This is a genomic window from Pseudotamlana haliotis (assembly GCF_008806375.1).
GTDB lineage: Bacteria > Bacteroidota > Bacteroidia > Flavobacteriales > Flavobacteriaceae > Pseudotamlana > Pseudotamlana haliotis.
The window spans coordinates 74,648-97,662 of the sequence record NZ_WAAT01000052.1; the positions used below are offsets into that span (position 1 = coordinate 74,648).

Below are 23,015 nucleotides of genomic sequence, written 5' to 3' on the forward strand. Positions count from 1 at the left end.
AAAGATATAGTCTTTCGACTGCGTTCAAGATAAACAACATGCCGACCCTTGTGGTAACGCCCATATGAAAACAGAAGTGTTGCATAAAAAATGAAACAAAAAATCTACATTCTTTTTTTATTTTTCGGAATAATTTTATCTCCGATAAGCAGTCATGCGCAGGTAGATTTTAATAAAAAGCCTGACGACGATTTAGGTAATCATGAAGACGAATTTCAAGAACTGTTTTATGAGGGCTTAAAGCAGAAAGGCATTGAGAATTACGATCGTGCGGCTGAAGCTTTTTTGAAGTGTATTGATATTGATAAATCGGTTCCGGTACTTTATTTTGAATTGGGTAAGTGCTATAACCATCTTAAAAATTTTGGGGAGGCTGAAGATGCTTTAAAAAAAGCGGTAGATAAAGATCCGGATAACGAATGGTTTTTAGATGAGTTATATGGATATTATGCGGCACATAATGAACACAATAAAGCTATTAAAACGGTAAAACAACTGGTTAAATACCACCCGGATTATAAGGAGGATTTGGCTGGCTTATATGCAAGAACCGAAGAATATGACGATGCCTTGGAGATTTTAGACGAACTGGATGCTGAGTTTGGTACTACGATGAGCCGTGACATTATGCGTAATAGAATTTACGAAGCTACGGGACGTAAAAAAGATCAAATAGAAAACTTAGAAGCGCGGGTTGAAAATAACCCTGAAAAGGAATCTAATTACTTGGCTTTAATTTTCCGCTACAGCGAAAACAATGAAAAGGATAAAGCCTTTGAAATTGCTAAGGAGTTACTCAAAATCAACCCGAATTCACAATTGGTTCATTTGGCTTTGTATAAATTTTATTTAGACGATAATGAAACCGATAAAGCGGTAGAGTCTATGAAAATTGTGGTTAAAAGCAATGAAATTAAGCCCGATGCCAAAATGAAAGTCCTAACTGATTTTATGGCCTTTGTTAAAGAACACCCAGAGTACGAAGCCGATTTATTGGAGGCTACTGCTTTGGTTAGTGATGCTAATAACAGTAAGGCAGTGATGGAACTCGGACAGTATTATTTGACAAAGGGCGATAAAGAAAAGGCTTTAATTCATTTTGAAACAGCTTTGCAATTAGAGCCTAATAATTTTAATATGCTGCGTAATGTGATGTTATTGTATATTGATTTAGGGCAGTATGAGCAAGCCAGAGATCTAAGCGCTCAATCCTTAGAGAATTTCCCATCACAACCCCTATTTTATCTAGTGAATGGCGTGTCTTTAAATAAATTGAAAGCACCTAAGGAGGCTTTAGAATCGTTAGAAATGGGCTTAGATTTTATTATTGAAGACTCTAAAATGGAAGCCGATTTTTATACTCAAATGAGTCAAGCTTATACTTTACTTAACAATACAGCCAAGGCTAAAACGTTTAGTGATAAAGCGAAACAAATACAATCCTCAAATTAATGCGTAAACACCTCTATTTTAGTTTAAGTTTAGTCTTTTTACTGCTGTTTAATTGTAAGTCGTCCAAAACCATTAAACCTGGTGAGGCGAATTACAAATTATCTACTAAGCAGCTGATAAAAGCGAATAAAGCGCAGGAAGCTGATTTTAGAACCCTGCAATCTAAGCTGAAAATTGGTTTTACTCAAGGCGGAAAAACACAAGCCTACACGCTTACTTTTAGAGCGAAAAAAGATGAAGTTTTATGGATAAATGCACCTTTTTCGGTAGTTCGAGCCATGGTCACACCTGAAAAGGTGAGTTTTTATAACAAATTGGATAACACTTATTTTGATGGTGATTATGAATATTTGAGCGATTTGTTAGGTACTGAACTTGATTTTCAGAAAGTGCAAAATTTATTGTTTGGCGAGGCTATTTTTGATTTAAATAGTGATACTTATAACGCGTCTGTAGCTGATGGTGCTTATGTGGTAAGTCCGAAGGAACAACGTGCTTTGTTTGAAATATTCTTTTTAATGAGTCCGAAGACTTTTAAAGTCACTTCACAACAAGTTTCTCAACCTTCAGAACATAGGCATTTGCAAGTCGATTATACTGCATACCATCTGGTAGAAGCGCAAAGACTGCCAGAGCGCATTAAAGTGATTGCCGTTGAAGCTAATGAAGAAACGATTGTAGATTTAGAATTTAGAAACGTGACGCTGAATGAAGACTTTAGGTTTCCGTTTAAAATACCTTCAGGGTTTAAAAAAATAAAACTTTAATGCAGCGCACCACATCATATAAAACCTTTTTTTTATGTCTAGTATTGCTTTGCAGTACACTTGGTTTTGCTCAAAGTAGTAAGCAAAAGCAGCTGGAATCGCGTCGCCAAGAATTACGTCGAGAAATTCAGAAAATTAATGAACTTCAAAAAGAGCATAAAACAAAAGCAAAAACAGAGCTTAGCTTAATTGAAGACTTCAATTATAAGATTAATGTGCTTACTAATTTGATTAAAGTTACTAATCAGCAGGCCAACTTATTAACCCGTGAGATTAATACTAATCAAGATCATATTTCAGAATTAAGAGACGAATTAAAGCAATTGAAGGAAGCTTACGCGGCTATGATAGTGAAATCATATAAAAGTAGAAATGCTCAAAGTCGTATTATGTTTTTGTTGTCTTCAGAAGATTTTAAACAGGCCTATAAGCGTATTCAGTATATAGAGCAGTATTCTAACTATCAAAAGAAGCAAGGCGCGCTTATTAAGTCTAAAACAGAAGAGTTACAAGAGACCAATGTGAAATTATTAAAGCAACAAGAGGATAAAAAGAAGCTTATTGCTGAGAATAGAATCACTCAAAAATCTTTAGAAAAGGAACGTCGAGATCATGAAGTTTTAATGCAGTCTATAAGAAAGAACCTGTCAATGTATGCTACACAAATTAAGCAGAAGCAGCGTGAAGCAGATAGAATTGATAAAGAAATTGATCGTTTGATTAAAGAAGCCATAGCAAAATCTAATGCCAAGGCTGGTAAGAAATCAAGTTCTAAAACTTTTGCCTTAACGGCGGAAGAAAAGGTGTTAGCGTCTAACTTTATAGCCAATAGAGGAAAATTACCTTGGCCAGTTGAGCGCGGTGTAGTACGTTTAGGTTATGGAACTCAACGTCACCCTATTGATAATTCTTTGACGATTAAAAGTAACGGCGTACGTATTGCCACGTCAAAAGGCGCTAAAGCACGTGCCGTTTTTGATGGTGAGGTGAGTGAGATTTTAAGAATGAAACACGTGAATCCTATTGTGATGATTCGTCATGGTAATTATTTAACCATTTATAAGAATTTATCGAAGGTTTATGTGAAAAAGGGTGATAAAGTGACTACAAAACAAGAAATAGGAGAGGTGGCTACCAACCCAAGTAATGGCGAAACCATTTTAAGTTTCATCTTGTCTAAAGGGCGTGACACTGAAAATCCAGCACGTTGGATTTATAAGATGTAATTAGTGTTATTGGGTCAACTAAAAATTAAAAGATGTTAGGATTAATTTTACTGTATTGGATCGGGAAGTATTTTAAGGAATTGGCTGAGGCTTATAATAAAAGTAAGTGGGGTTTTGCTATTTTAGGAATACTCTCTTATTACAGTGGCATTGTTTTGTTTAGTTTTATTATAGGGCTTCTGTTTGAACTTTTTTCTCCAGGGTCTATTGAAGGTGTTAATGATACGCTTTTAGGGATATTAATGTTGCCTTTCGGGATTTTAAGCTGTTATTTACTTTATAAATTTCTAGAAAATAAATGGAAGAAAAACAAGCCGAACCCCTTCGAATCTATTGAAGAAATTGGTAGATTGGATTAAATTTATTTATTGAAATACCATAATTTAATAGGCCTGCTTTAAAATGCCTTTATTTTATCGCACAGCTCTAATTAGTGCCGACCCAGTCTTAGTTTTATAATTTTAAGAATATTACATTCTTTTTTATTTCATTTTTTTTAAGAGTAGATATACTGGTTTTTATGGAGGTTACTTGACTGTGTATAGGTCTACAAGTTGAGTGTTTTCTCATTAAAAATGTTTATAGAGTATCGAATCTAGCTTGCCTTTTGTTTGGTAGATATAATCGAGATGTGTTATGAAATAAACACATCCTTGACTTGTAACATTAAACATATAATTAGTCGTTTAGGTATTATTAATTTATACTTAAGAAAAATCTCAAATAAAAAAACAGGCCTAGAAGTAAATCTAGACCTGTTTTGTTTTATAGTTATACGAAATGATTAATGACTCATTAACATACGCCTGGCTTCAGCCTCAAGGTTTCTATATGGTTCACCTTCTACGGATACTGCAACACCTCCAATAGTTCCACCTTCAAACTCTCCAGGTGATTTATAGTGCTTACTTACAGTATCTCCACTATCGTATCCAACACATAAACCATCACCTGAAAGGGTAAATTTAGCTGGCTGCGTTTTCATAGGACCTTCAGCTACAACCTGATCATTAATATACAGTTTCATTTGGCCTAAAGACTCTCCGTGCTCACCTGCTTTTTCGCGCGTAAACTCCATACCTAAAGTGTATTTACCAGGTTTTAAAGTGGTATTAGAAATAAAAGTTTGCTCTTCGATACCTAAGAAATTATAAGTATAATATAATTTATTGTTTTTGATAAACAATGAATGTCCTCCAAATCGCGATCCATGTGCAAATATTACACCAGAAGGTTTTTTATCTAGCTCTACGTTAGCTAAAATTTTATAATCACGTCCTCTTATATTTACAGCAACACCTTCAGGTACAGGAGCTGTGCCTGGGTAGTATATATAACGGTCTTTAGGTTCTTCTTCAGCAGGTCTTTCAATAGTTAGAATTTCTGCTGCTGACCTATCATCTAAAGGTAATACTTTGTTAATCTCTGCTTGATTAAACCATTCCTTTTTTAATGCTTCTAATTTTTCTGGGTATTCCGCTGCTAGATTGTGAGTTTCAGATCTATCAACATCAACATGATACAGTTCCCATTCATCTTTATCAAAATTACCTTTCCCAGTTAAAGGTGCATGTACGGCTACAGCTTTCCAACCGTCTTTCCAAACACCTCTCGTGCCCAACATAGCATAATACTGTACGTCTTTTTGGGTCTTACCATTTGGTTCTGCATCAAATGTGTATAACATCGATTTACCCGAAAGCGGTGTTTGTTTAACTCCGTTATATTCCTTTGGCATTTCTATACCACAGGCTTCTAGAAGGGTAGGTACAATGTCTACCGAATGATGATATTGGTGTCTAATCTCACCTTTAGCTTTTATACCTTTAGGCCATGAAATAACTAGTGGGTCATTTGTTCCTCCAGCATAATTAGAATAACGTTTAAACATTTTAAACGGTGCAGAAAATGCGGCTGCCCAACCTGTTGGATAATGGTTATAGGTGTCTGGTCCTCCTAATACATCCATATATTTTAAGTTTTCTTCTAACTCATCTGGATAACCGTTAAAGAATTTATTTTCATTTACAGAACCATCCGGACTTCCTTCTCCTGAAGCACCATTATCCGCAGCATATAGTACGATAGTGTTTTCTAATTGACCTGTTTCCTCCAAATAATCTATAATTCGCCCTACTTGAGCATCTGTGTACTCACTAAAGCCGGCGTATACTTCTGCCATTCTTGCGAAGAGTTTTTTCTGATCGTCATTTAACTGATCCCATGGGCGTACATAATCTGCTGGATTAGCAATATTTTCTGGAAGGGGATTAAACCCGACCATATCTGTATCTTCAGGTAAAATACCTTTTGATTTCATACGCTCAACAACCCACTCACGGTAAGCATCATACCCTTGGTCAAACTTACCTTTGTATTTAGCCGTATATTCTGCAGGAGAATGGTGGGGTGCATGATTAGCACCAGGGTTAAACCATAGGTAAAAAGGTTTTGATGGATTTGAAGCATTTTTATTACGTAGCATTGTAATGGCTTGATCTGCTAGGTCTTTTGATAAGTGATAGCCTTCCTCTGGAGTAGTTGGTGCCTCTATAAAGTGATTGTCTTCTACTAAATCAGGGTACCAATTGTTAGTTTCTCCTCCTAAAAAGCCATAAAAACGATCCCAGCCATTTTGAGTAGGCCAATGTGCTCTTGTAGCACCTGGTGCAATGTCAGTCTCTGAAACGTTATGGTTTTTACCTAACCAAAATGTACTCCAACCGTTGTCCTGAAGTATTTGTGCAAAAGGAACACAGCTCGCAGGAACTTTACCATTAGCGCCAGGAAACCCGTCTGCAGTTTCTGTAATTGCTGCCATTCCGTTTAAATGGTGATTTCTACCTGTTAATATCGTAGAACGTGTTGGTGAACATAATGCTGTAGTATGCCATTGTGTATAAGTTAAACCATTAGCGGCCAATCTATCCATGGTAGGCATGTTAATGGCTCCTCCGTAAGGAGACCATGCTCCTAGTCCTGTATCGTCATATAATACAAATAAAATATTAGGTGCCCCTTCAGGAGCTTTCTTGTCGGTATAAGGTCCCCAATCTGGTTCAGAATCTCGAACATCTAAGGCAATTTTACCTTTGAATTCAGGGGTGTCGGTTGTACTTTCTGCCTTTGAAGACGAAGGGTCTTTGGAGTCGCCAGCTGAATTACAACCTTGAAATAAACTTAAGCCCAAAAGTAAAATACAAGGGATTAAGTACGGTTTAAAAACATTTTTCATAAGGGTTGGTTTTTGTTTAAATTTATTTAAATGGATAATTGTTTTTATTACAAGGTACTAAAATATAGTATCTTACTTTGTTTTTATTTGAAATTGGGCTTGAAAAAGACAAAATTTAATATAAAAATAATAGTGCCTTTGCTTGGCGCGAGTAGTTGGAAGAGGTGTTAATTTATGAATAGACGCCATACTAGGCCTGCGGTCTTAAATAAAACTGCTTTTTAGGGGTTTATTAGCATAGATCGTGTTACGACCCGACTCCTGAATTTCAAAAATAGAATTAAACAACTTTATTCAAATAAAGCTTTTAATTCGGTAGCATCTTGAGGTTTTATTTTTCCCGCAAGTAGTAAGCTCAATTGTTTACGGCGTAAAGCGGCCGCAAAACGTTCTTTTTCTAGGTCGGTTTCTGGAAGGACCTCAGGAACCGCTACTGGGCGCCCGGTTTCATCAACAGCTACAAAGGTATAGATGGCTTCATTGGCTTTGGTACGTGCTCCAGATTCACGATCTTCAATCCAAACATCAATAAAGACTTCCATGGATGTTCTAAATGCACGTGACACTTTAGCTTCTACCGTCACGACACTGCCTAAAGGAACCGCGCTATTAAAAGCCACGTGATTTACCGAAGCCGTAACCACAATACGGCGGCTATGGCGTCTGGCTGAAATGGCGGCAGCACGATCCATTCTAGCTAATAATTCACCCCCAAATAAATTATTTAAAGGATTAGTCTCACTTGGTAAAACCAAGTCTGTCATTATTGTTCTAGATTCTTGAGGTGCTTTAGCGTTCATTTCTAACTTTTAAAGGCAAAGGTACAGCGTTTAAACGATTTTATTTAGTCCATTTTCTGTGGTATTGGCTTTTTACCAACTTGTAATAAGGAATGAAGACTTAATTGATAACAAACAGCAGAAAAATGTTAATTTTTTTAATAATTCCTATTAAAAGGAACTAAGTAAATAGTTGTCACTATTTTGTAAACCTTAATAATAAAATAATACCCCCTAAGACAATGGCAATCCTTTACCTTGTTTTTTCATTATAAGTAGAAAGGTTTTTGCATCCAAATCAATTTTTTTGATTGTTTGGTTATGGACTACCAAAACTTCGCCTTCTAAAGCATTGGTTGTGCTAGGAAAGAATACCACCGAGTTTTCTTCTTTTTCTTCAATGAGAAGCCCCGGTTTGTCGCCCATGGCGGTGCTAACTAATACAGGAATGCGGTTGTCTGGTTTCGGACTTATTTTATTTTCTAAATCGTTTTTATATTTACTGTATCCTGGAATAACATCTAACAACATGCCTTCAAACCAATTGTAAAACTTCATAAATCGCGGTAGGGTTGCTAGAAAACCAAAAACGTAAAAAATGACGAGTATGAGGACTCCTGTTGTGATGGTGATAGAATATTTACCAAGGAAGGCATCCAAATGTAAATTGTGGGCAATAAATTTTCCAAGGTGATGAATTTTGTACCAGAATTTTTCGACAATCACAAATAGAACAAACAAGGGCAATAAATACATCAAACCGCTTATAATTTTATTACGTGGTTTTTCTAGTCGTTTTTTGTAATTTCTCATGTGGTGGTTTTTTTTTTTTTTATTAACGATATTTTACTGCTAAATTAAAAATAAATAAAAAAATTCAGTTTGTTACGATTTGATCAACTTATTCATTATGAGTTTTCTGCATGACATTTTGTTGTTTTCTTATCACCTGAATGTATTTAACTTTTTTGTATAAAAAAAGGTTAGCTTCTAAAGAAACTAACCTTGTATTTATATGCGTATTTGTTCTAGTCTAATTCCTTCACTAACAACCAGGCATCAGAATTATGCGTTCTTTTAATAGTGCGTAGTGCTCGTAATGCTTCTAAGCGGTCTTCATAACTTGCATAAACTACTTGGTGCAAGCCATACTTGTTTACGCCAATTTTTCTAGCTTTAAAACCATCAACCTTAAGGCCTTTAATGATTTTATCGCAGTTTTCTTCAACGCGAAATGCACCAGCAATAATGTGATAATTGCCTGTTTGCTTGGTCACGTTTAGTTTTACGGCTGGAAGTGGATTTAAGTTAAAAGTAGCTTGCTGAATTTTAGTATCCAATTGTTTTTCAGCTTCTTCTTGTGCAATTTGATTGTGTGTTTCAACTTGATTTACATAAAATTCAGAAGCACCAAACCCACCTAAAGTTAAGGCAATTAAGGCAACTGCAGCATATTTTAAGTAAGATCTAGAAGCACGCTTTTCAGGAGTTACTGAAATAGGAACTACTTTTTCAATTTTTTCAGCTTCTCGCTTGTAAACTTCACGCTTAACTTCGGTCGAAGACAATTGGGTTAATCCAAAAGCATCGGTTAAGTAATTTAACTGATAGGTTGGTTCAAATAAAACCTTACCTTCTTTGTTTAAAACAATGTCACCAATGTTTTTAAACGTTAAGGTTTCACCTTCCGTTAAATAAGATTTAATCAGCCTAACGCGTTTTGCTATTTTTTTGTTTGCAACTTCAAAAGGGATTTTCTCAACATCAGCAATATAACTGGCTAACAAACCATCATTTTGCTGAATTTGCTCATTAAAAGACACTACTTTTTTTGGAGCATGAAAAGTATTGGTGTCAGCATTAATCGTTGCCGATACAGATTGTGTTAAAAATGCACCAAACTCAGGAATGGTAACACACTCATATCTATAGAGTAAATCGCTTATGTATGTTTCTAGTTGCATAAGTTCAAAGTTATAAAATTATAAGTTTAGATGAAATTTACGCTTAACTTTTTATTAACAGAATGAAAAATATTTTACTTTAGTTTAAAAATCAATGAGATAGAATGACAGAAATTGAGTTGCTTTATGCATTAGCTTTACAGCATGTTCCTAATATTGGCGATATCACAGCTAAAAAACTAATCGCGCATTGTGGTTCTGCCGAAGCGGTTTTAAAAGAGAAAAAGCAAAATTTACTTAAGATAGATGGTATTGGGCAAGTGGTTTTAAAGGAATTGTCTAAATCTCATCATTTGAAGGATGCCGAAAATGAAATGAAATTCATAGCCTCAAACAACATCAAAGTCAGTTATTTTGAAGAGGACAATTATCCTGAAAAATTAAAGCATTGCATTGATGGACCTATCTTATTATTCCAATCAGGGCATATAGATTTAAGCAAACAACCGATTATTAGTATTGTTGGTACACGAAAAATTACAACCAGCGGGGTTGCTTTTTGTGAAGACTTAATTGAACAACTCACGGTTTATAATCCCATAATTGTTTCTGGTTTTGCTTATGGTACTGATATTACAGCGCACAAAGCAGCCATGAAGCACGATTTGCAAACGGTGGCTTGTTTAGCACATGGCCTCAATCAAATTTACCCTAAGGTTCATAAAAAATATATGGTTGATATGGAGAAAAATGGGGGCTTTCTATCCGATTTTTGGAGTACCGATAGCTTTGATAGAAATAATTTTTTAAAACGAAATCGGGTAATTGCCGGATTGAGTTCTGCGACGGTCGTTATCGAATCGGCTGAAAAAGGCGGCAGTCTCGTGACGGCTGATATTGCTAACTCCTATAACCGAGATGTTTTTGCCGTTCCTGGAAGACCAACCGATAGCCAAAGTATTGGCTGTAATAATTTAATTAAACATCAAAAAGCACATATGCTCACCACGCCTCTAGATGTGCCCTATATTTTAAATTGGGAACTGGAAGATGTGAGTAAACCCGCCGTGCAAAAACAACTTTTTGTAGAGTTAGACGCTTCCGAAAAACTCATTTTTAACTACTTGAAAGATTTAGAACAGCAGCAACTTGATAGTATAGCCTTGCACTGTGAGTTGCCTATTTTTAAAGTCGCCAGTTTGTTATTGTCTATGGAATTAAAAGGTGTGGTGCGGCCTTTACCGGGCAAGTTGTTTGAACTTATTTAATTCCCGCTTTCGCAGGAATGTTTAAAAACCAATTTTAGCGCGTACACGGTCTAAAACATCATGGGCTACGGCTTGTGCTTTTTCAGCACCAATAGCTAAAGCTTTGTCAATTTCTTCTAGGTTATCCATGTAATAAGCAAAGCGCTCGCGTTCGGTTGCAAATTTCTCTACAATCAATTCGAATAAAGCTTGCTTTGCGTGTCCGTAACCATAATTGCCATTTTCATAATTGGCTTTCATGGTTTCTATTTGAGCGTCATCGGCTAAAAGCTTATAAATGGCAAAACAGTTACAAGTTTTCCAATCCTTGGGGTCTTCTAGGGCTGTGCTATCGGTTTGAATCCCCATAATTTGCTTGCGAAGCTTTTTATCGTTTAAAAAGATGTTGATCGTATTATTTCTACTTTTACTCATCTTTTCACCGTCAATACCTGGAATAAGCATGGTGTTTTCCTGAATTTTCCCTTCCGGCAACACAAAAACCTCACCCATTTTTGCATGGAAACGAGAGGCGACGTCACGCGTCATTTCAATATGTTGTAACTGGTCTTTTCCAACCGGAATGATATTGGCGTCGTATAATAAAATATCGGCCGCCATAAGCATGGGGTAGGTGAAAAGTCCGGCGTTAACGTCTTCCAAGCGATCTGCTTTATCTTTAAAACTGTGTGCTAGGGTTAAACGTTGGTATGGGAAGAAGCAGCTTAAATACCAAGAAAGCTCAGTGGTTTGAGGCACATCACTTTGTCTGTAGAATACTGTTTTTTCAATATCTAGTCCGAAAGCAAGCCAAGTCGCTGCTACCGCATAAGTATTTGCTCTTAAGGTTTCTGCATCTTTAATTTGTGTTAAGGTGTGCAGGTTTGCTATAAATAAAAACGATTCATTTTTAGGATCGTTAGCCATTTTAATCGCTGGAATTAGTGCTCCTAATATGTTTCCTAAATGTGGTATTCCTGTACTTTGAATGCCTGTAAGTATTCTTGCCATAGTTTTTCGTAAAGCGCAAATTTAAAGATAACTTCGCCAATAAAAAAAGTGGCAGCTGCCACTTTTTTAAATAAGATAGAAATGGTTTATTTTTTAAACAAGCTGGCAATAAATAATATCACCGAGGCACCAATGGCACCAGTAATAACATCGCCAATAAAGCCATCCATAATTGATACACCCAGTGCACCAAATAGCCAATTTCCAACAATACCACCAATAATACCAATAATGATGTTAACGAGTAGTCCAAAACCACCACCTTTCATAAGGTTTCCAGCTAACCAGCCGGCAATTGCACCAATTAATAGAGCGTACAGTAATCCCTAATTTATATTTTTAATAATTGGTTAGGCTTAAATATAGTCAAATTATAATAGTATTTTTGATGCTTATGAAAATTCTGAAATACATTTTCTGGACACTCTACCGCATCTATTTTTACATTTTGGTGGTTTTACCTATCCTAGTGATGTTTCCCATTTTAGTAATTTCTATTTTAAAGGAGTCTTGGTATCCTTTCTTTTTTAGGCTAGCACGTATTTGGTCAAAATTTATTTTAATAGGTATGGGATTCGCGTATCATATCAAACGTGAACAAAAACCAGAAAAAGGAAAAAGCTATATGTTTATAGCCAACCACACCTCTATGGCCGATATCATGCTCATGTTGGTCTCAGTAAAAAGTCCTTTTGTTTTTGTGGGGAAGGCTGAGCTGGCTAAAATTCCACTTTTCGGGTTCTTCTATAAACGAACCTGTATTTTGGTGGATAGAAGTTCTGCGAAAAGCAGGCATGCTGTATTTTTAAGAGCGCAAAAACGGCTACAAGCGGGATTAAGTATCTGTATTTTTCCTGAAGGCGGTGTGCCTGAAGAGCATATCGAATTAGATAGCTTTAAAGATGGTGCTTTTAGGTTGGCCATTAACCATCAAATTCCTGTAGTACCTTTAACCTTTGGCGATAATAAGAAGCGTTTATCTTATACGTTTTTTAGCGGAGGACCAGGACGTATGCGGGTTAAAATCCATAAGTTTATTCCAACAAAAGGTCTCACTATTGAAGATACTAAAACCTTAAATGCTCAGGCACGAGGGGTTATTCTGAGGCAATTGAAGGTTTTCAACCCTGATAGGTAGTTACGTTGCAGTAGTTGCTATTCGTCTCGAACACCGTTCAAGTTAGATTACTATAATACACGCTGATTTGCCGTTAACCGAAGCTTTAATACCAGAGTTAACAGCCTAAATTTTAGAACTTCGTTTTAATAAATAGCCAATACTGAAAATAAGAAGGGCGCAAATAACAAACATGAGGCGACCCCAAAGCGGATTTGGAATTAGCGCCATCAGAAGAATACCTGCACTCATCACTAAAACCATACCTCCTAGTTTATTGCGTTGCTGACGGTCAAAATCACTTTGTTGAGCATCTGAGATGAAAGGTGTTTCAAAATCTTTAAAGAAACGTTTGGTTTCTTCACTATGGGTATCGCGTTTTTCACTGTAAAATAAAGCCGTGAAGCAGAAAAATCCACCAGTAACAAATACATGCGAAGCCACCATAAGGATGATATTCATATCAATGGTTTCTCGGTTGGTGAGTGCGTCAATGCCGAATAAAGAACCTACAACATCAGCTGTAAAGACATTCATCACTAGCCAAGACACGAAAAGCCCGAGTACAATGGTTGCCCAAGGTGCCCATTTTGGTGTTTTCTTAATGAAAATTCCGAATACCAAAGGAATCATCATAGGTACTTGAACCATGGTAGAAACCGACATCATCAATTCAAATAAACTCAGCTCCTTAAGTGAGGCGAACCACCAAGCTACAGCAATAACCCCCAGACCGCTAATGGTGCTCACCAATCTACTAATATGTAATAATTTCTTGTCGTTACTAACTCTTTTACGCTTAGCAAGAAAGGGTTGGTAAATACTTCTCACAAAAATACCTGCATTTTTATTAAGCGCTGAGTCCATGGAAGACATGGTTGCGGCAAATAATCCTGCCATGAGCAAACCAGCGGTTCCAACAGGCATGATATTTCGGGCAAATTCTAGATAAATGGCATCTCCTGCTTTATTACCAAGTTCAGAATAACCCGCAACAGCATCCGGCATAATACTGGCTGCTGCCCAAGGTGGAATAAACCAAATAATGGTACCAACGCCCATTAAAGTCATGGCTAATAAAGCGGCTTTTCGTGCGTTAAACGAATCTTTAGCATTCAACCAACGAAAGGAATCGTGTAGATTCATAACCGTAATGACTTGTTTTGGAAGAAAGAAAATAAAGGTTCCGAAGAGAATTAAAGGATAATTCATATTCGGACCAATAAGAAAGCCACCAGGGAAATTTTCAATCATATTCGCTGGCCCTCCTACTTTTACAAGTGCTACGATAGCGCAGGCTACTGATACTACAGCCACTACTAAGGTTTGTACAAAATCTGAAGCGACAACGCCCCAAGCTCCTGAGAGTACCGATACGAATAATACGGTGAGTCCTATGGCTACAATGGTTAAACTTAAATCGGTTTGAAAAACAGCACTGGTAAAAACGCCCAAAGCATTAAGCCAGACACCAGCATTAAGAAATGAAAAAACAATTAAAGCACATGAAAAGAAGAGTTCGTTTTCAGGGCCAAACCGTCTTTTTATGGCCTCGGTTGGGGTGTCAACTCGCATTTGTCTAAAGCGATGCGTAAAATAGGCCCAACCACAAAAATAGGCAAAGGTATTCCCCAGATAAACGGCACAAATGGCAAAACCATCAGCAAAGGCTTTTCCTGCCGAACCAGTAAAAGTTACTGCCGAAAATTGCGCCATAAAAGCACTAGACCCAACCATCCACCAAAGCATTCTACCACCACCACGAAAATAGTCACTTGTAGAATTACTAGCCATTCGGGAAAATACCACGCCAATGGCTAGTATTAAAATAAAGTAAATTCCGATTACGAGATAGTCGTAAAACATGCTTTAGTTTTTAGTGTTGAAGATGACGAACATCGGTCCAGTTGTTATTTTCTCTAATCAAATCGATAAGTTGCTGGTACAGGCTGCCGTCTTTAAAAGATTGATACGGCGCAACGTTTTCACCTTTAATGTCTTTTACAAATTCTCTCACGAGGTAATGCCAGTTACGTTCGGTATCGCCATCAACTTGCGGTTGATTGTCAACAATGTCTTGGGGTAATGCTTGCTCGTTCCAAGTTTTAGAATCGTCCCATAAATATAATGGGCCCATACCATAATGACCTTTAATATAGATTGCGCCTTTAGTGCCATAAAAAACGATATGGTCTTCATTAAAACGAGGGTTCAATCCGCCGTGTTTAAAAAGCACCGATACAGGTTTTGTTGCAATCTGACTTTCTAGTTGCGCCATAACGGTATACGACCATTCTACGTTACTCTCGCCCCATTTTAGGGTGGGGTCGTTTAAATCTTTAGGTATAAAATCACGTCGAGTTTTAAAATTATGCACGCCTTCAACAATAGGGGCTTTTCCAAGATCATCGCGAACTTCCCCGATAATCGACAAAATGTTTTCACCAATGACAGAGGTAACAATAGACATCATATGGGTGAAGTTATTGTTGAGTCTTCCGCCGCCATCTTCCTTGCGGTGCGACCAACCAAAGGGAATATCACGTTCTAAATTAAAGTGTGACATGCATTCTACTTCGGTAGGTTCACCTATAGCCCCATCAGCAATAAGTTGTTTGGCGTGAAGGATATGAGGCATATACCGGAAACTCGACGCAAAGGCGGTTTTTACCTGTTTCTTTTCTGCTAACTCATAGAGTGCTATCGCAGTTTCGCCGTTATGCGTTAATGGTTTATCACTAAACACGTGACAACCATAATTAATAGCTTGCGTGATGGTTTCGTAATGGGCGCCACCGGGTGTGGCTATAGAAACAATATCAGGTTTACAATCTTCCAAGGCTTGTTGCCAGTTCGTGCCATAATAGGAAATGCCTTTTTTTAGCGCCACTTCTTCTACTACTTTTGGGGTTCTCCCAACGATACCAACCACTTTGACGCCAGCGGCTCGAAAGGCATCGGCGTGACCTTGACCGGCAAATCCAGTTCCAGAAATAAGTACTTTTAATGTGCTATTCATGGGTTTTCGTTTTTTATTGATGATTTCAGAAGCGAAAAGGCTTCTTATGTGATGTTTTTATGATTGATGTTGTGATTACCAGCTCCAAAGTGTACCATCTTCTAGTCGGGTTACGGGCAGATAAGAACGTTTATACGGATACTTTTCAGCGGCAGCTTCATCAAAGTCAACGCCAATACCAGGTACATCTTCAATGTGAATGCTACCATCTTTTAATTCGGCTTTATACTTAAAAACCTCGTTAAGGGTTGAGGTTCCAAAGCCAATAAATTCTTGAACTCCGAAATTAGGTGCCCATAAATCGAGGTGCATGTGTGCCATAAAACAAATTGGCGATAAATCTGGAGCGCCATGAGGTGCCATTCTAACATGGTAAAGCGCCGCAAAATCGGCTAGCTTTTTTAAGGCTGTGATGCCACCACCATGAGTTGCTGCGGTTCTTACAAAATCTATGGTTTGGTTTTCAATAAAGGGTTTGGCATCCCAAATGGTATTGAATTTTTCACCAAGAGCTAAAGGCATGGCGGTTTGGTTTCTAATCACTTGATAGCCGTCGGTGTTTTCATAAGTGACGGGGTCTTCAAGAAATTTTAAACGATAGGGTTCTAACATTTTACCTAATTGTACCGCCTCAATGGGTGTTAATCGGCTGTGGACGTCATGACACAATTCGATATCGTAACCAAAGCGTTCACGGGCTTGTTTAAATAATTCAGTAATAAAATTGAGGTATTTTGTAGTAGACCATCCGTGTTCTGGAGGTAGCGGTCTGTCTCCTTGTAATTCGTAGTAATTCTTCTTTTTGCCTAAAGTACCGTAAGTGCCAGCAATCCCAGGAATGGTACATTGCAATCGGGCCACTTTATAACCTTGGTCAATGGCGACTTCTAAATTGTTAAGCACATCATCTACGGTCTCACCGTTTACATGGGCGTAAACAGTTACTGCTTTACGGCTTTTTCCGCCTAATAATTGGTAAACCGGGAGTCCAGCGATTTTGCCCTTAATATCCCAAAGTGCCATATCTATAGCCGAAATGGCCGCGATGCTTATGGCGCCATTTTGCCAATAGGCCCCTTTGTAGAGGTATTGCCAAATGTCTTCTATCTGTTGGGCATCTTTGCCGATTAAGCATGGAATTACATGTTCTTCTAGATAGGCGACTACCGCCATTTCTCTGCCGTTTACGGTGGCATCACCAATGCCGTAGGTAGCGTCTTCTGTAATGACTTTTATAGTGACAAAATTTCTGCCAGGACAACAAACAAATACTTTTATTTCTTTAATTTTCATTTCAACCAATTTTTAGTTGCTCAGAGTTTATTTTATTAATATACCTTTTTTTATAAAGGTATTCATTTTATGGCGCCCTTAAATCATAAGCTAAAGAATACAATTTGCTGCACTATATTGGTAAACCAAACTGGTGCACCAAATATAATAAAATTAATATGCTATGCTAAAAATTTCTATGAATTCTCTATGTAAATTCTTAGAAATAGGAGTGAATCATTGTCATCTAAGAAATATTAGACTTAAGATTTTTGGGTAAAATATAAGGTATTACGAAACCATGATACCAAAAGAAGTGAAACTAAACTACCCGCTGTTTAAAATCGTTACAAAATTCAATAAGGAGTTCAAAATGGAATTCCATGGCTTTAATTGCTTGTTCGGCGTCTTTGTTTTTAATGGCGTTAAAAATGTTGTCGTGCTTATTGACTTCATAATTAAAACCTTCTTCATCACGCACTCTGGTTTTTTCAAAAATGCCAATTATTTTCGGCATAATTTGCAACATCATGGCGTAAATCGTCGTGTTTTTACTGGCTTTGGCTATAGCTAGGTGAAACAGAAGGTCTTCCTGTAAAGCATCTTCTTTACTTAAGATTTTAGATTTGTAGCGGTCAAGAATATCTTCCATTTCAACCAAATCCTCATCTGTTCGACGTGTTGCCGCCAAAAACACTGCTTTATTTTCTAGCATGAGTCGTGACTCAACCACTGATAGAAAATCATCTTCACCTAAACTTAAAATACCATTGATAATCGCCATAAAAAGGACGCGACCGGTATTGATGAAAATCCCAGCCTGAGGCACCGATTTTATTAAACCGTATTGCTCTAATTTTTGAATGGCTTCATCAACATTTCTTCGACTTACCTGAAGGGTGTCACACAAGCTACGCAGCGATGGTAATTTATCGCCTGGCGCTAAGTTTCGTAATTCGATGTAATCTCTAATTTTAGAAATGACCAAATTATGGACCTCGATATTGTCTTTTATCCTTACGGGCTTCATGTATGTATTTTGGTGGTTAGGTTGGGATAAAATTACGAAAAAATTGAATGAGAAGCCTGTGAATATACGGGAAACCCGTAAACAATTATGAGGTTATACTGTTTTTGTCTTATGTTCTTTAGAAGCGAAAAGGTTATAAAAATCAGTGTTTCAGATAATTACATTTTGTAGTTACCACTAACCTTTAACACCCGATAATTAGGAAGTTTTAAAAAAAAGCTAGAAATTCGCAGCGTGAAAACAGCAACCCTTTTTTTAGCGGTATTTCTACTTGTTAAGCCAGTGCTTCCATTGGTTGACTATGTTGTTTTCTACGATTATATAAAAAATGAACTTTGTGAAAACAAAGAAATAGTTGAAATGCAGTGTAACGGTAAGTGTCACTTAGCTAAAGAAATGGCTAAAGCTTCTGAAGCACCAGATAACGGAAATGATGAAAAACTCGTAAGTTTTGAAACCACCGTTGTTTTTTATCAGGATATTGTTAATCAATTGCCTCCACCATGCGTTTACTTCAGTAAAAACGCCATATCTACAGATTATAATCAAGAATATTCTTATTTAAATCTAGATGCTGTTTTTCACCCACCTCAGGTTTAATACCAATTAGTTTTTAAGTATGTATGCACTACCAATGTTCGCATTGGAAGCAGTCTTTGCTTGTATTAGCACGATGCTGCATATCACGGCATGCTTTTTAAAACTACACCCACCCACATTTTTCATACTTTGAAATCTGTTTTTTGGCTATTTTAAACATGATTTTCTTCGCAAATTCAGGTTTAAGTTGTTTTGAAAAAATCGGTTTTCATGAGTATTTACGTTAATTAACTCTAGGAGTGATCCAAAGTGTTGTTCGTCATAAATTGATTGCATTGTAGCACCGTCATGCTGTGTAATATGCAGAGGTAAACAGGTTTTTAAATCATGAAATATTCAAATTATTTGCTACTGGCTATTAGTGTGGTTGCGGTTTCTTGTACTGTAGAAAAAACAGACTATGAAGCTGAAATTGCTACAGATACTACCGAATATTTCGATTTTGAAGAAGTAAGCACCATAAATACTGGTGATTATAATTTAACTATCGAAGCATTAAACGGGACGCTTTACAAAGGTTATAATGAAATTCATGTAACTCTTGAGCATGCACAATCGCAAGAAGAGCTGAGTAACGCAGCAGTTACTTTTTTACCCATTTTGACCGATGCTAATGGGAAACAGTCTTCTTGTCCGCATGACTATCAACTCACTTATGATACCGCTAATGGATATTATGTGGGCTATGCAGTTTTTACAGATATCACCAGTAGCACGGCAGGTTGGGAGCTTTTTATGGAGGTTACCCTTTCGGGGGAAATCCAAGCCGTTAGTCAAACTATTACAGTTGAAGAACAGGTGAATAAAAACTTGAATATGACAGCTTTCACCGGTAACGATAATGTTCAATATTTTATCGCACTAGTAGCACCTCAACGTCCCGATGTGGCTGAAAATCATTTGGTAGCGGGGGTTTATAAATACATTGAACCTACTCAAGTCGCTGGTGATTTTCCTGATCCCTCGCAGTTTATCTATGCCGTTGTAAATGACCATACTTTGCTGCTAGATCCACGAATGCCTGAACCTTCTATGGGGAATCATTCGTCACCTAATAATGAAGATTTAACTCAGCAAAATGACGGACTCTACCACGGGGTGGTGAATTATACCATGACAGGTAATTGGACGTTGAATTTCATTTTTCAGGATGCTCAGGGTAACACCATAAAAGGCACCGAAGTCCCAACAGATTTCACACCAGGTATTGAAGGGGTTAAAAGCGAACTTTATATCGATATCTTATTTTAAATGCGATTAGTAACACTTATCATATTTGTTTTAGGAACTTGGGCTCATGCGCAGGATAAGCCAGTCAAAAGCGATAGCTTAGATGTGGTCTTAGACGAAGTTCTAATCGTTGCGGCTAAAAAGGCTAAAATTGAAACCGATATGAAAATGGCGGTTTCGGTAGATGAATTTTTAGCGTCTTCTGAAAGTATCAGTTTCATTAAGCGTGGCGCTTATGCTTGGGAGCCTTTACTGAATAATATGAGTTCCGAACGTTCTATTATAACTATTGATGGCATGCACATTTTTGGTGCTTGTACCGATAAAATGGACCCAGTAACGGCTTATGTTGAAAGTAATAACTTGTCTGAAATTGATATAAAATCGGGGCAAGAAGGAGGTTTACAAGGGGCTACAGTAGCAGGAAGTATTGATTTGAAGCGAAAAAGCTCTGCTTTTGGGCGTGCCAATATTTGGGATGCTGCCTATCAAACCGGTTTTGAGTTTAACAACAAACAGTTTTTTAACCTGGCCAATGCCTCGTATTCAAGTGATAAATTAGTGGTTGACGCTAGTATGTCGCATAGAAAAGCTGATGATTATTTCGATGGCAATAATGATGAGGTAGATCATTCACAATTCACAAAGTTTAATACTTCTTTAGGAGTGGCTTATAAAACCAGTGATTTGTCGTCCCTGCGTGTCGATGCCATTTTTGATAAGGCTCAAGATGTGGGGTACCCAGCGCTTCCTATGGATTTGTCGCTTTCAAGAGCTTTAATTACTTCAGCAACCTATAAGCAGTTTTTTGAAAATAAACTCCTAAAGGTTTGGGATTCTAAAGTCTATTACAATGCCATAGAGCATTATATGGACGATACCACGCGCCCTGAGAATTTAGTACACATGGACATGCCGGGTTGGAGTACCACCTATGGTTTGGTTTCAAAAGCAAACCTAAAAAGTGCTAATTATTCGGCCGAAATTCAGCTTAATGCTTATGATAATTTATCAATTGCTGAAATGCGCATGTATCCGCAAGACCGCAGTGAACAAACCATGTTTGCTTACAGCTGGCCTTGGGTGACCACACGTTACGCTGGACTTTCAATGAGCAATGCTTTAGATGTGTCTAGCAGCAGCGTTTTGAATTTTGGCGGTACCATGGGTGTGAATTATAACTACTCTAAGTATATTGAATTCAATAGAATTTTTCACCCAGGTGCTTCACAGGAAAAAACCAGATTTCTACCTAGTTTATATGCCAGTTATCAATGGTATCCAGGTAAATTTGATGTTTCTGTAGGTACGGGTTACGGGCATCGTGCGCCGTCGGTTTCTGAAGGTTACGGCTATTACATCTATAACAGCTTTGACCGTTACGATTACATAGGTGACCCCGACTTAGAAAATGAAATTTCTTATGAAGTGAATGCCAGTGTGGGGTTCACTCATAACAAAGGTCATGTGAAGGCTAAAGTGAACTATTTCTACATTCAGAATTACATTATTGGTAGAATTTTGAGCGCCGGAAGCCCCATGAATTATCAATCGGTGGGCGTGAAGGGCTATACCTCTTTAGATTATGCCACCCTGTTTAATTTTTCATTACAGGCCGATTACCACTTACTGCATAATTTGCATTGGAATGGGACACTTACCTATGCCCGTGGCCTTGATGATAACCAGAACAACCTGCCATTTATTCGTCCGCTAAGTTACCAAACCGCTTTACATTATAGGTTTGGTGATTTCAGGTTTCAAGCCGAATTAAATGGTGATGCCATGCAAGTGAATTACAGTCCGGAATACGGTGAAGATGAAACACCGTCTTACACCAATTTAAATGTTTCAGCTGATTATAGCTTTTACATTAGTAATTACAAAACAGTCGTACAAATTGGTGCCGAAAATGTATTTAATACGTACTACAGTACCTATGCCGACTGGGGGAATATCCCAAGAATGGGACGTAATTTTTTTACGTCATTAAAAATAAATTTATAACAATTAAAAAAGTATAACAAACCATTAAACACAAAAAACAATGAAAACACAAACTATTAAAAACATGAAAAAGTATCTTTTATTACCTGCAATCGCTTTAGCCTTCGTATCCTGTAGTGACGACGATGTGCCTGTGGCCAACGATGTGACTTTAGAGTTTAACAATACCTTTAAAGGCCAAACCATTGTGCTTGGTGATGCAACTAGTGCAGAGGCTACGACTAACACTTCCGTGGAAGATCAAGTACACCATTTTTCAGAATTAAAATATGTGATAAGTAATATCATTTTGGTTAAAGAAGATGGTACTGAAATTCCATACAACGTGAATGATTTAGATGAAGGGGCTATAGTAATTGACCAATCTAAAGAAGAAACTTTAGAATATGTTTTAAACGATATTCCAACGGATGATTATACTCAAATTATATTCGGATTAGGAGTGCGTTCAGATTTAAACACTTTAGATGAGGTGAGTAATCCAGAATTTTACGCTGAAGCAGGAGCTAATGATACGCAAATGCATTGGGAATGGGGAACAGGATACCGTTTCACAAAAATTGAAGGCTTCTATGATACCGATAATAAAACATTGTCTTTCCACTCAGGAAGCACAGTTGAAGGTACTGTAGATGATGAAAGTTCATATATTCCAGGTTTTGATGCCTACAGAGAAATTACTCTAGATTTACCTTCAATGGCTAAAGTTGGTGAGCACAGTCCTAAAATTGTAATTGAAGCTGATTTTGATGCTTTACTAAGTGGGAAAACCAATACCATTTTACTAGATGATAAAAATGCAACACCAAGTGTGCATACTTCAGTTTCTATGTCTAAATATGTAGATAATATTGGAGGTGATGGTACTAACGATGTTACTGGGATGTTCTCTATTTCTAAAGTAGAAAACTAGAATCATTGGGGTTAGTAATTAATAAAGAAAATTATTTGACAATCAATATGGTTCTCGACTCCGCTCGAACACCGGTTCAATTCACATTTTTAACGGTCTTCGAGGGCAGTCGAGATTGGGATTTTACTGTTAAGCGTTCTCGTTTACACCATCATTGATGTGATAAGACCCTTCAGGTTTCAAAAACCTGAAGGGTTTACAAAGCC

20 protein-coding genes are annotated in these 23,015 nt (G+C 37.3%); 10 read left to right on the top strand and 10 right to left on the bottom strand.

The features are described from left to right. Positions 1 to 90: 90 nt before the first annotated feature. From F6U93_RS14105 to F6U93_RS14120, 4 genes are read left to right on the top strand one after another with little or no spacing between them, the layout of a single operon-like run. Complete coding sequence (locus F6U93_RS14105; RefSeq protein ID WP_150940869.1) at positions 91 to 1,452, top strand: tetratricopeptide repeat protein; 1,362 nt, start codon at positions 91 to 93, stop codon at positions 1,450 to 1,452. Beyond that, positions 1,452 to 2,219, top strand: coding sequence for a DUF4292 domain-containing protein (locus tag F6U93_RS14110; RefSeq protein ID WP_150940870.1), 768 nt, complete (start codon positions 1,452 to 1,454; stop codon positions 2,217 to 2,219). Before F6U93_RS14105 ends, F6U93_RS14110 begins: the two co-directional genes overlap by 1 nt. Beyond that, the gene (locus F6U93_RS14115) at positions 2,219 to 3,445 is read left to right on the top strand and encodes a murein hydrolase activator EnvC family protein (RefSeq protein WP_150940871.1); all 1,227 of its coding nucleotides are present in this window, start codon (positions 2,219 to 2,221) and stop codon (positions 3,443 to 3,445) included. The genes F6U93_RS14110 and F6U93_RS14115 overlap by 1 nt, the downstream gene beginning before the upstream one ends. Before the next feature lie 32 nt (positions 3,446 to 3,477). After that, positions 3,478 to 3,804: a hypothetical protein gene (locus F6U93_RS14120; protein ID WP_150940872.1), complete on the top strand. Its 327-nt coding sequence runs from the start codon at positions 3,478 to 3,480 to the stop codon at positions 3,802 to 3,804. Positions 3,805 to 4,229: 425 nt separating this feature from the next. On the opposite strand, the gene F6U93_RS14125 is transcribed toward F6U93_RS14120, so the two are convergent. The 4 genes from F6U93_RS14125 to F6U93_RS14140 all read right to left on the bottom strand — a co-directional run bounded on the left by F6U93_RS14125 (position 4,230) and on the right by F6U93_RS14140 (position 9,423). Then, entirely contained in the window at positions 4,230 to 6,680 is a 2,451-nt protein-coding gene (locus F6U93_RS14125; protein ID WP_150940873.1) for an arylsulfatase, read from the bottom strand. Positions 6,681 to 6,970: 290 nt separating this feature from the next. Then, positions 6,971 to 7,480: an acyl-CoA thioesterase gene (locus F6U93_RS14130; RefSeq protein WP_150940874.1), complete on the bottom strand. Its 510-nt coding sequence runs from the start codon at positions 7,478 to 7,480 to the stop codon at positions 6,971 to 6,973. A 213-nt stretch (positions 7,481 to 7,693) separates the two neighbouring features. Beyond that, positions 7,694 to 8,272: a DUF502 domain-containing protein gene (locus tag F6U93_RS14135; RefSeq protein ID WP_150940875.1), complete on the bottom strand. Its 579-nt coding sequence runs from the start codon at positions 8,270 to 8,272 to the stop codon at positions 7,694 to 7,696. Positions 8,273 to 8,487: 215 nt separating this feature from the next. Continuing rightward, positions 8,488 to 9,423: an HU domain-containing protein gene (locus F6U93_RS14140; RefSeq protein ID WP_150940876.1), complete on the bottom strand. Its 936-nt coding sequence runs from the start codon at positions 9,421 to 9,423 to the stop codon at positions 8,488 to 8,490. Between the two features lie 104 nt (positions 9,424 to 9,527). On the opposite strand from F6U93_RS14140, the gene dprA reads away from it, so the two are divergent. After that, positions 9,528 to 10,631: a DNA-processing protein DprA gene (gene dprA / locus F6U93_RS14145; protein ID WP_150940877.1), complete on the top strand. Its 1,104-nt coding sequence runs from the start codon at positions 9,528 to 9,530 to the stop codon at positions 10,629 to 10,631. A 21-nt stretch (positions 10,632 to 10,652) separates the two neighbouring features. Here the strand turns inward: dprA and trpS are convergent, their stop codons facing one another. Then, positions 10,653 to 11,621: a tryptophan--tRNA ligase gene (gene trpS, locus F6U93_RS14150; RefSeq protein ID WP_150940878.1), complete on the bottom strand. Its 969-nt coding sequence runs from the start codon at positions 11,619 to 11,621 to the stop codon at positions 10,653 to 10,655. A gap of 86 nt (positions 11,622 to 11,707) precedes the next feature. Further along, positions 11,708 to 11,890 (bottom strand): GlsB/YeaQ/YmgE family stress response membrane protein, encoded by a 183-nt coding sequence (locus F6U93_RS14155; protein WP_150940879.1) that lies wholly within the window; start codon positions 11,888 to 11,890, stop codon positions 11,708 to 11,710. Positions 11,891 to 12,015: 125 nt separating this feature from the next. Here F6U93_RS14155 and F6U93_RS14160 point away from each other — a divergent pair, with 125 nt between their 5' ends. Beyond that, positions 12,016 to 12,759, top strand: coding sequence for a lysophospholipid acyltransferase family protein (locus tag F6U93_RS14160; protein WP_150940880.1), 744 nt, complete (start codon positions 12,016 to 12,018; stop codon positions 12,757 to 12,759). Positions 12,760 to 12,864: 105 nt separating this feature from the next. Here F6U93_RS14160 and F6U93_RS14165 read toward each other — a convergent pair whose 3' ends face one another. From F6U93_RS14165 to F6U93_RS14180, 4 genes are all read right to left on the bottom strand, one after another. After that, the gene (locus tag F6U93_RS14165; RefSeq protein WP_150940881.1) at positions 12,865 to 14,604 is read right to left on the bottom strand and encodes a sodium:solute symporter family transporter; all 1,740 of its coding nucleotides are present in this window, start codon (positions 14,602 to 14,604) and stop codon (positions 12,865 to 12,867) included. A gap of 10 nt (positions 14,605 to 14,614) precedes the next feature. After that, a complete protein-coding gene (locus F6U93_RS14170) occupies positions 14,615 to 15,757 on the bottom strand; it encodes a Gfo/Idh/MocA family protein (protein ID WP_150940882.1) in 1,143 nt (380 codons plus the stop codon). A 75-nt stretch (positions 15,758 to 15,832) separates the two neighbouring features. Beyond that, positions 15,833 to 17,050 (bottom strand): D-mannonate dehydratase ManD, encoded by a 1,218-nt coding sequence (gene manD / locus F6U93_RS14175; RefSeq protein WP_150940883.1) that lies wholly within the window; start codon positions 17,048 to 17,050, stop codon positions 15,833 to 15,835. Between the two features lie 301 nt (positions 17,051 to 17,351). After that, a complete protein-coding gene (locus F6U93_RS14180; RefSeq protein WP_150940884.1) occupies positions 17,352 to 18,059 on the bottom strand; it encodes a FadR/GntR family transcriptional regulator in 708 nt (235 codons plus the stop codon). Positions 18,060 to 18,293: 234 nt separating this feature from the next. Between F6U93_RS14180 and F6U93_RS14185 the strand changes: the two genes are divergently transcribed. The 4 genes from F6U93_RS14185 (at position 18,294) to F6U93_RS14200 (ending at position 22,809) form a co-directional block, all read left to right on the top strand. After that, the gene (locus F6U93_RS14185; RefSeq protein ID WP_150940885.1) at positions 18,294 to 18,659 is read left to right on the top strand and encodes a hypothetical protein; all 366 of its coding nucleotides are present in this window, start codon (positions 18,294 to 18,296) and stop codon (positions 18,657 to 18,659) included. Between the two features lie 327 nt (positions 18,660 to 18,986). Further along, the gene (locus tag F6U93_RS14190) at positions 18,987 to 19,910 is read left to right on the top strand and encodes a hypothetical protein (RefSeq protein ID WP_150940886.1); all 924 of its coding nucleotides are present in this window, start codon (positions 18,987 to 18,989) and stop codon (positions 19,908 to 19,910) included. Next, positions 19,911 to 21,896: a TonB-dependent receptor plug domain-containing protein gene (locus F6U93_RS14195; RefSeq protein WP_150940887.1), complete on the top strand. Its 1,986-nt coding sequence runs from the start codon at positions 19,911 to 19,913 to the stop codon at positions 21,894 to 21,896. 40 nt (positions 21,897 to 21,936) lie between these two features. Continuing rightward, positions 21,937 to 22,809, top strand: coding sequence for an MbnP family protein (locus F6U93_RS14200; protein WP_225312724.1), 873 nt, complete (start codon positions 21,937 to 21,939; stop codon positions 22,807 to 22,809). Positions 22,810 to 23,015 lie beyond the last annotated feature (206 nt).

Coding starts and splice junctions, on each gene's coding strand:
- F6U93_RS14105 (WP_150940869.1), top strand. CDS start 91: ATGAAACAAAAAATCTACATTCTTTTTTTATTTTTCGGAATAATTTTA.
- F6U93_RS14110 (WP_150940870.1), top strand. CDS start 1,452: ATGCGTAAACACCTCTATTTTAGTTTAAGTTTAGTCTTTTTACTGCTG.
- F6U93_RS14115 (WP_150940871.1), top strand. CDS start 2,219: ATGCAGCGCACCACATCATATAAAACCTTTTTTTTATGTCTAGTATTG.
- F6U93_RS14120 (WP_150940872.1), top strand. CDS start 3,478: ATGTTAGGATTAATTTTACTGTATTGGATCGGGAAGTATTTTAAGGAA.
- F6U93_RS14125 (WP_150940873.1), bottom strand. CDS start 6,680: ATGAAAAATGTTTTTAAACCGTACTTAATCCCTTGTATTTTACTTTTG.
- F6U93_RS14130 (WP_150940874.1), bottom strand. CDS start 7,480: ATGAACGCTAAAGCACCTCAAGAATCTAGAACAATAATGACAGACTTG.
- F6U93_RS14135 (WP_150940875.1), bottom strand. CDS start 8,272: ATGAGAAATTACAAAAAACGACTAGAAAAACCACGTAATAAAATTATA.
- F6U93_RS14140 (WP_150940876.1), bottom strand. CDS start 9,423: ATGCAACTAGAAACATACATAAGCGATTTACTCTATAGATATGAGTGT.
- dprA (WP_150940877.1), top strand. CDS start 9,528: ATGACAGAAATTGAGTTGCTTTATGCATTAGCTTTACAGCATGTTCCT.
- trpS (WP_150940878.1), bottom strand. CDS start 11,621: ATGGCAAGAATACTTACAGGCATTCAAAGTACAGGAATACCACATTTA.
- F6U93_RS14155 (WP_150940879.1), bottom strand. CDS start 11,890: ATGAAAGGTGGTGGTTTTGGACTACTCGTTAACATCATTATTGGTATT.
- F6U93_RS14160 (WP_150940880.1), top strand. CDS start 12,016: ATGAAAATTCTGAAATACATTTTCTGGACACTCTACCGCATCTATTTT.
- F6U93_RS14165 (WP_150940881.1), bottom strand. CDS start 14,604: ATGTTTTACGACTATCTCGTAATCGGAATTTACTTTATTTTAATACTA.
- F6U93_RS14170 (WP_150940882.1), bottom strand. CDS start 15,757: ATGAATAGCACATTAAAAGTACTTATTTCTGGAACTGGATTTGCCGGT.
- manD (WP_150940883.1), bottom strand. CDS start 17,050: ATGAAAATTAAAGAAATAAAAGTATTTGTTTGTTGTCCTGGCAGAAAT.
- F6U93_RS14180 (WP_150940884.1), bottom strand. CDS start 18,059: ATGAAGCCCGTAAGGATAAAAGACAATATCGAGGTCCATAATTTGGTC.
- F6U93_RS14190 (WP_150940886.1), top strand. CDS start 18,987: ATGAAATATTCAAATTATTTGCTACTGGCTATTAGTGTGGTTGCGGTT.
- F6U93_RS14195 (WP_150940887.1), top strand. CDS start 19,911: ATGCGATTAGTAACACTTATCATATTTGTTTTAGGAACTTGGGCTCAT.
- F6U93_RS14200 (WP_225312724.1), top strand. CDS start 21,937: ATGAAAACACAAACTATTAAAAACATGAAAAAGTATCTTTTATTACCT.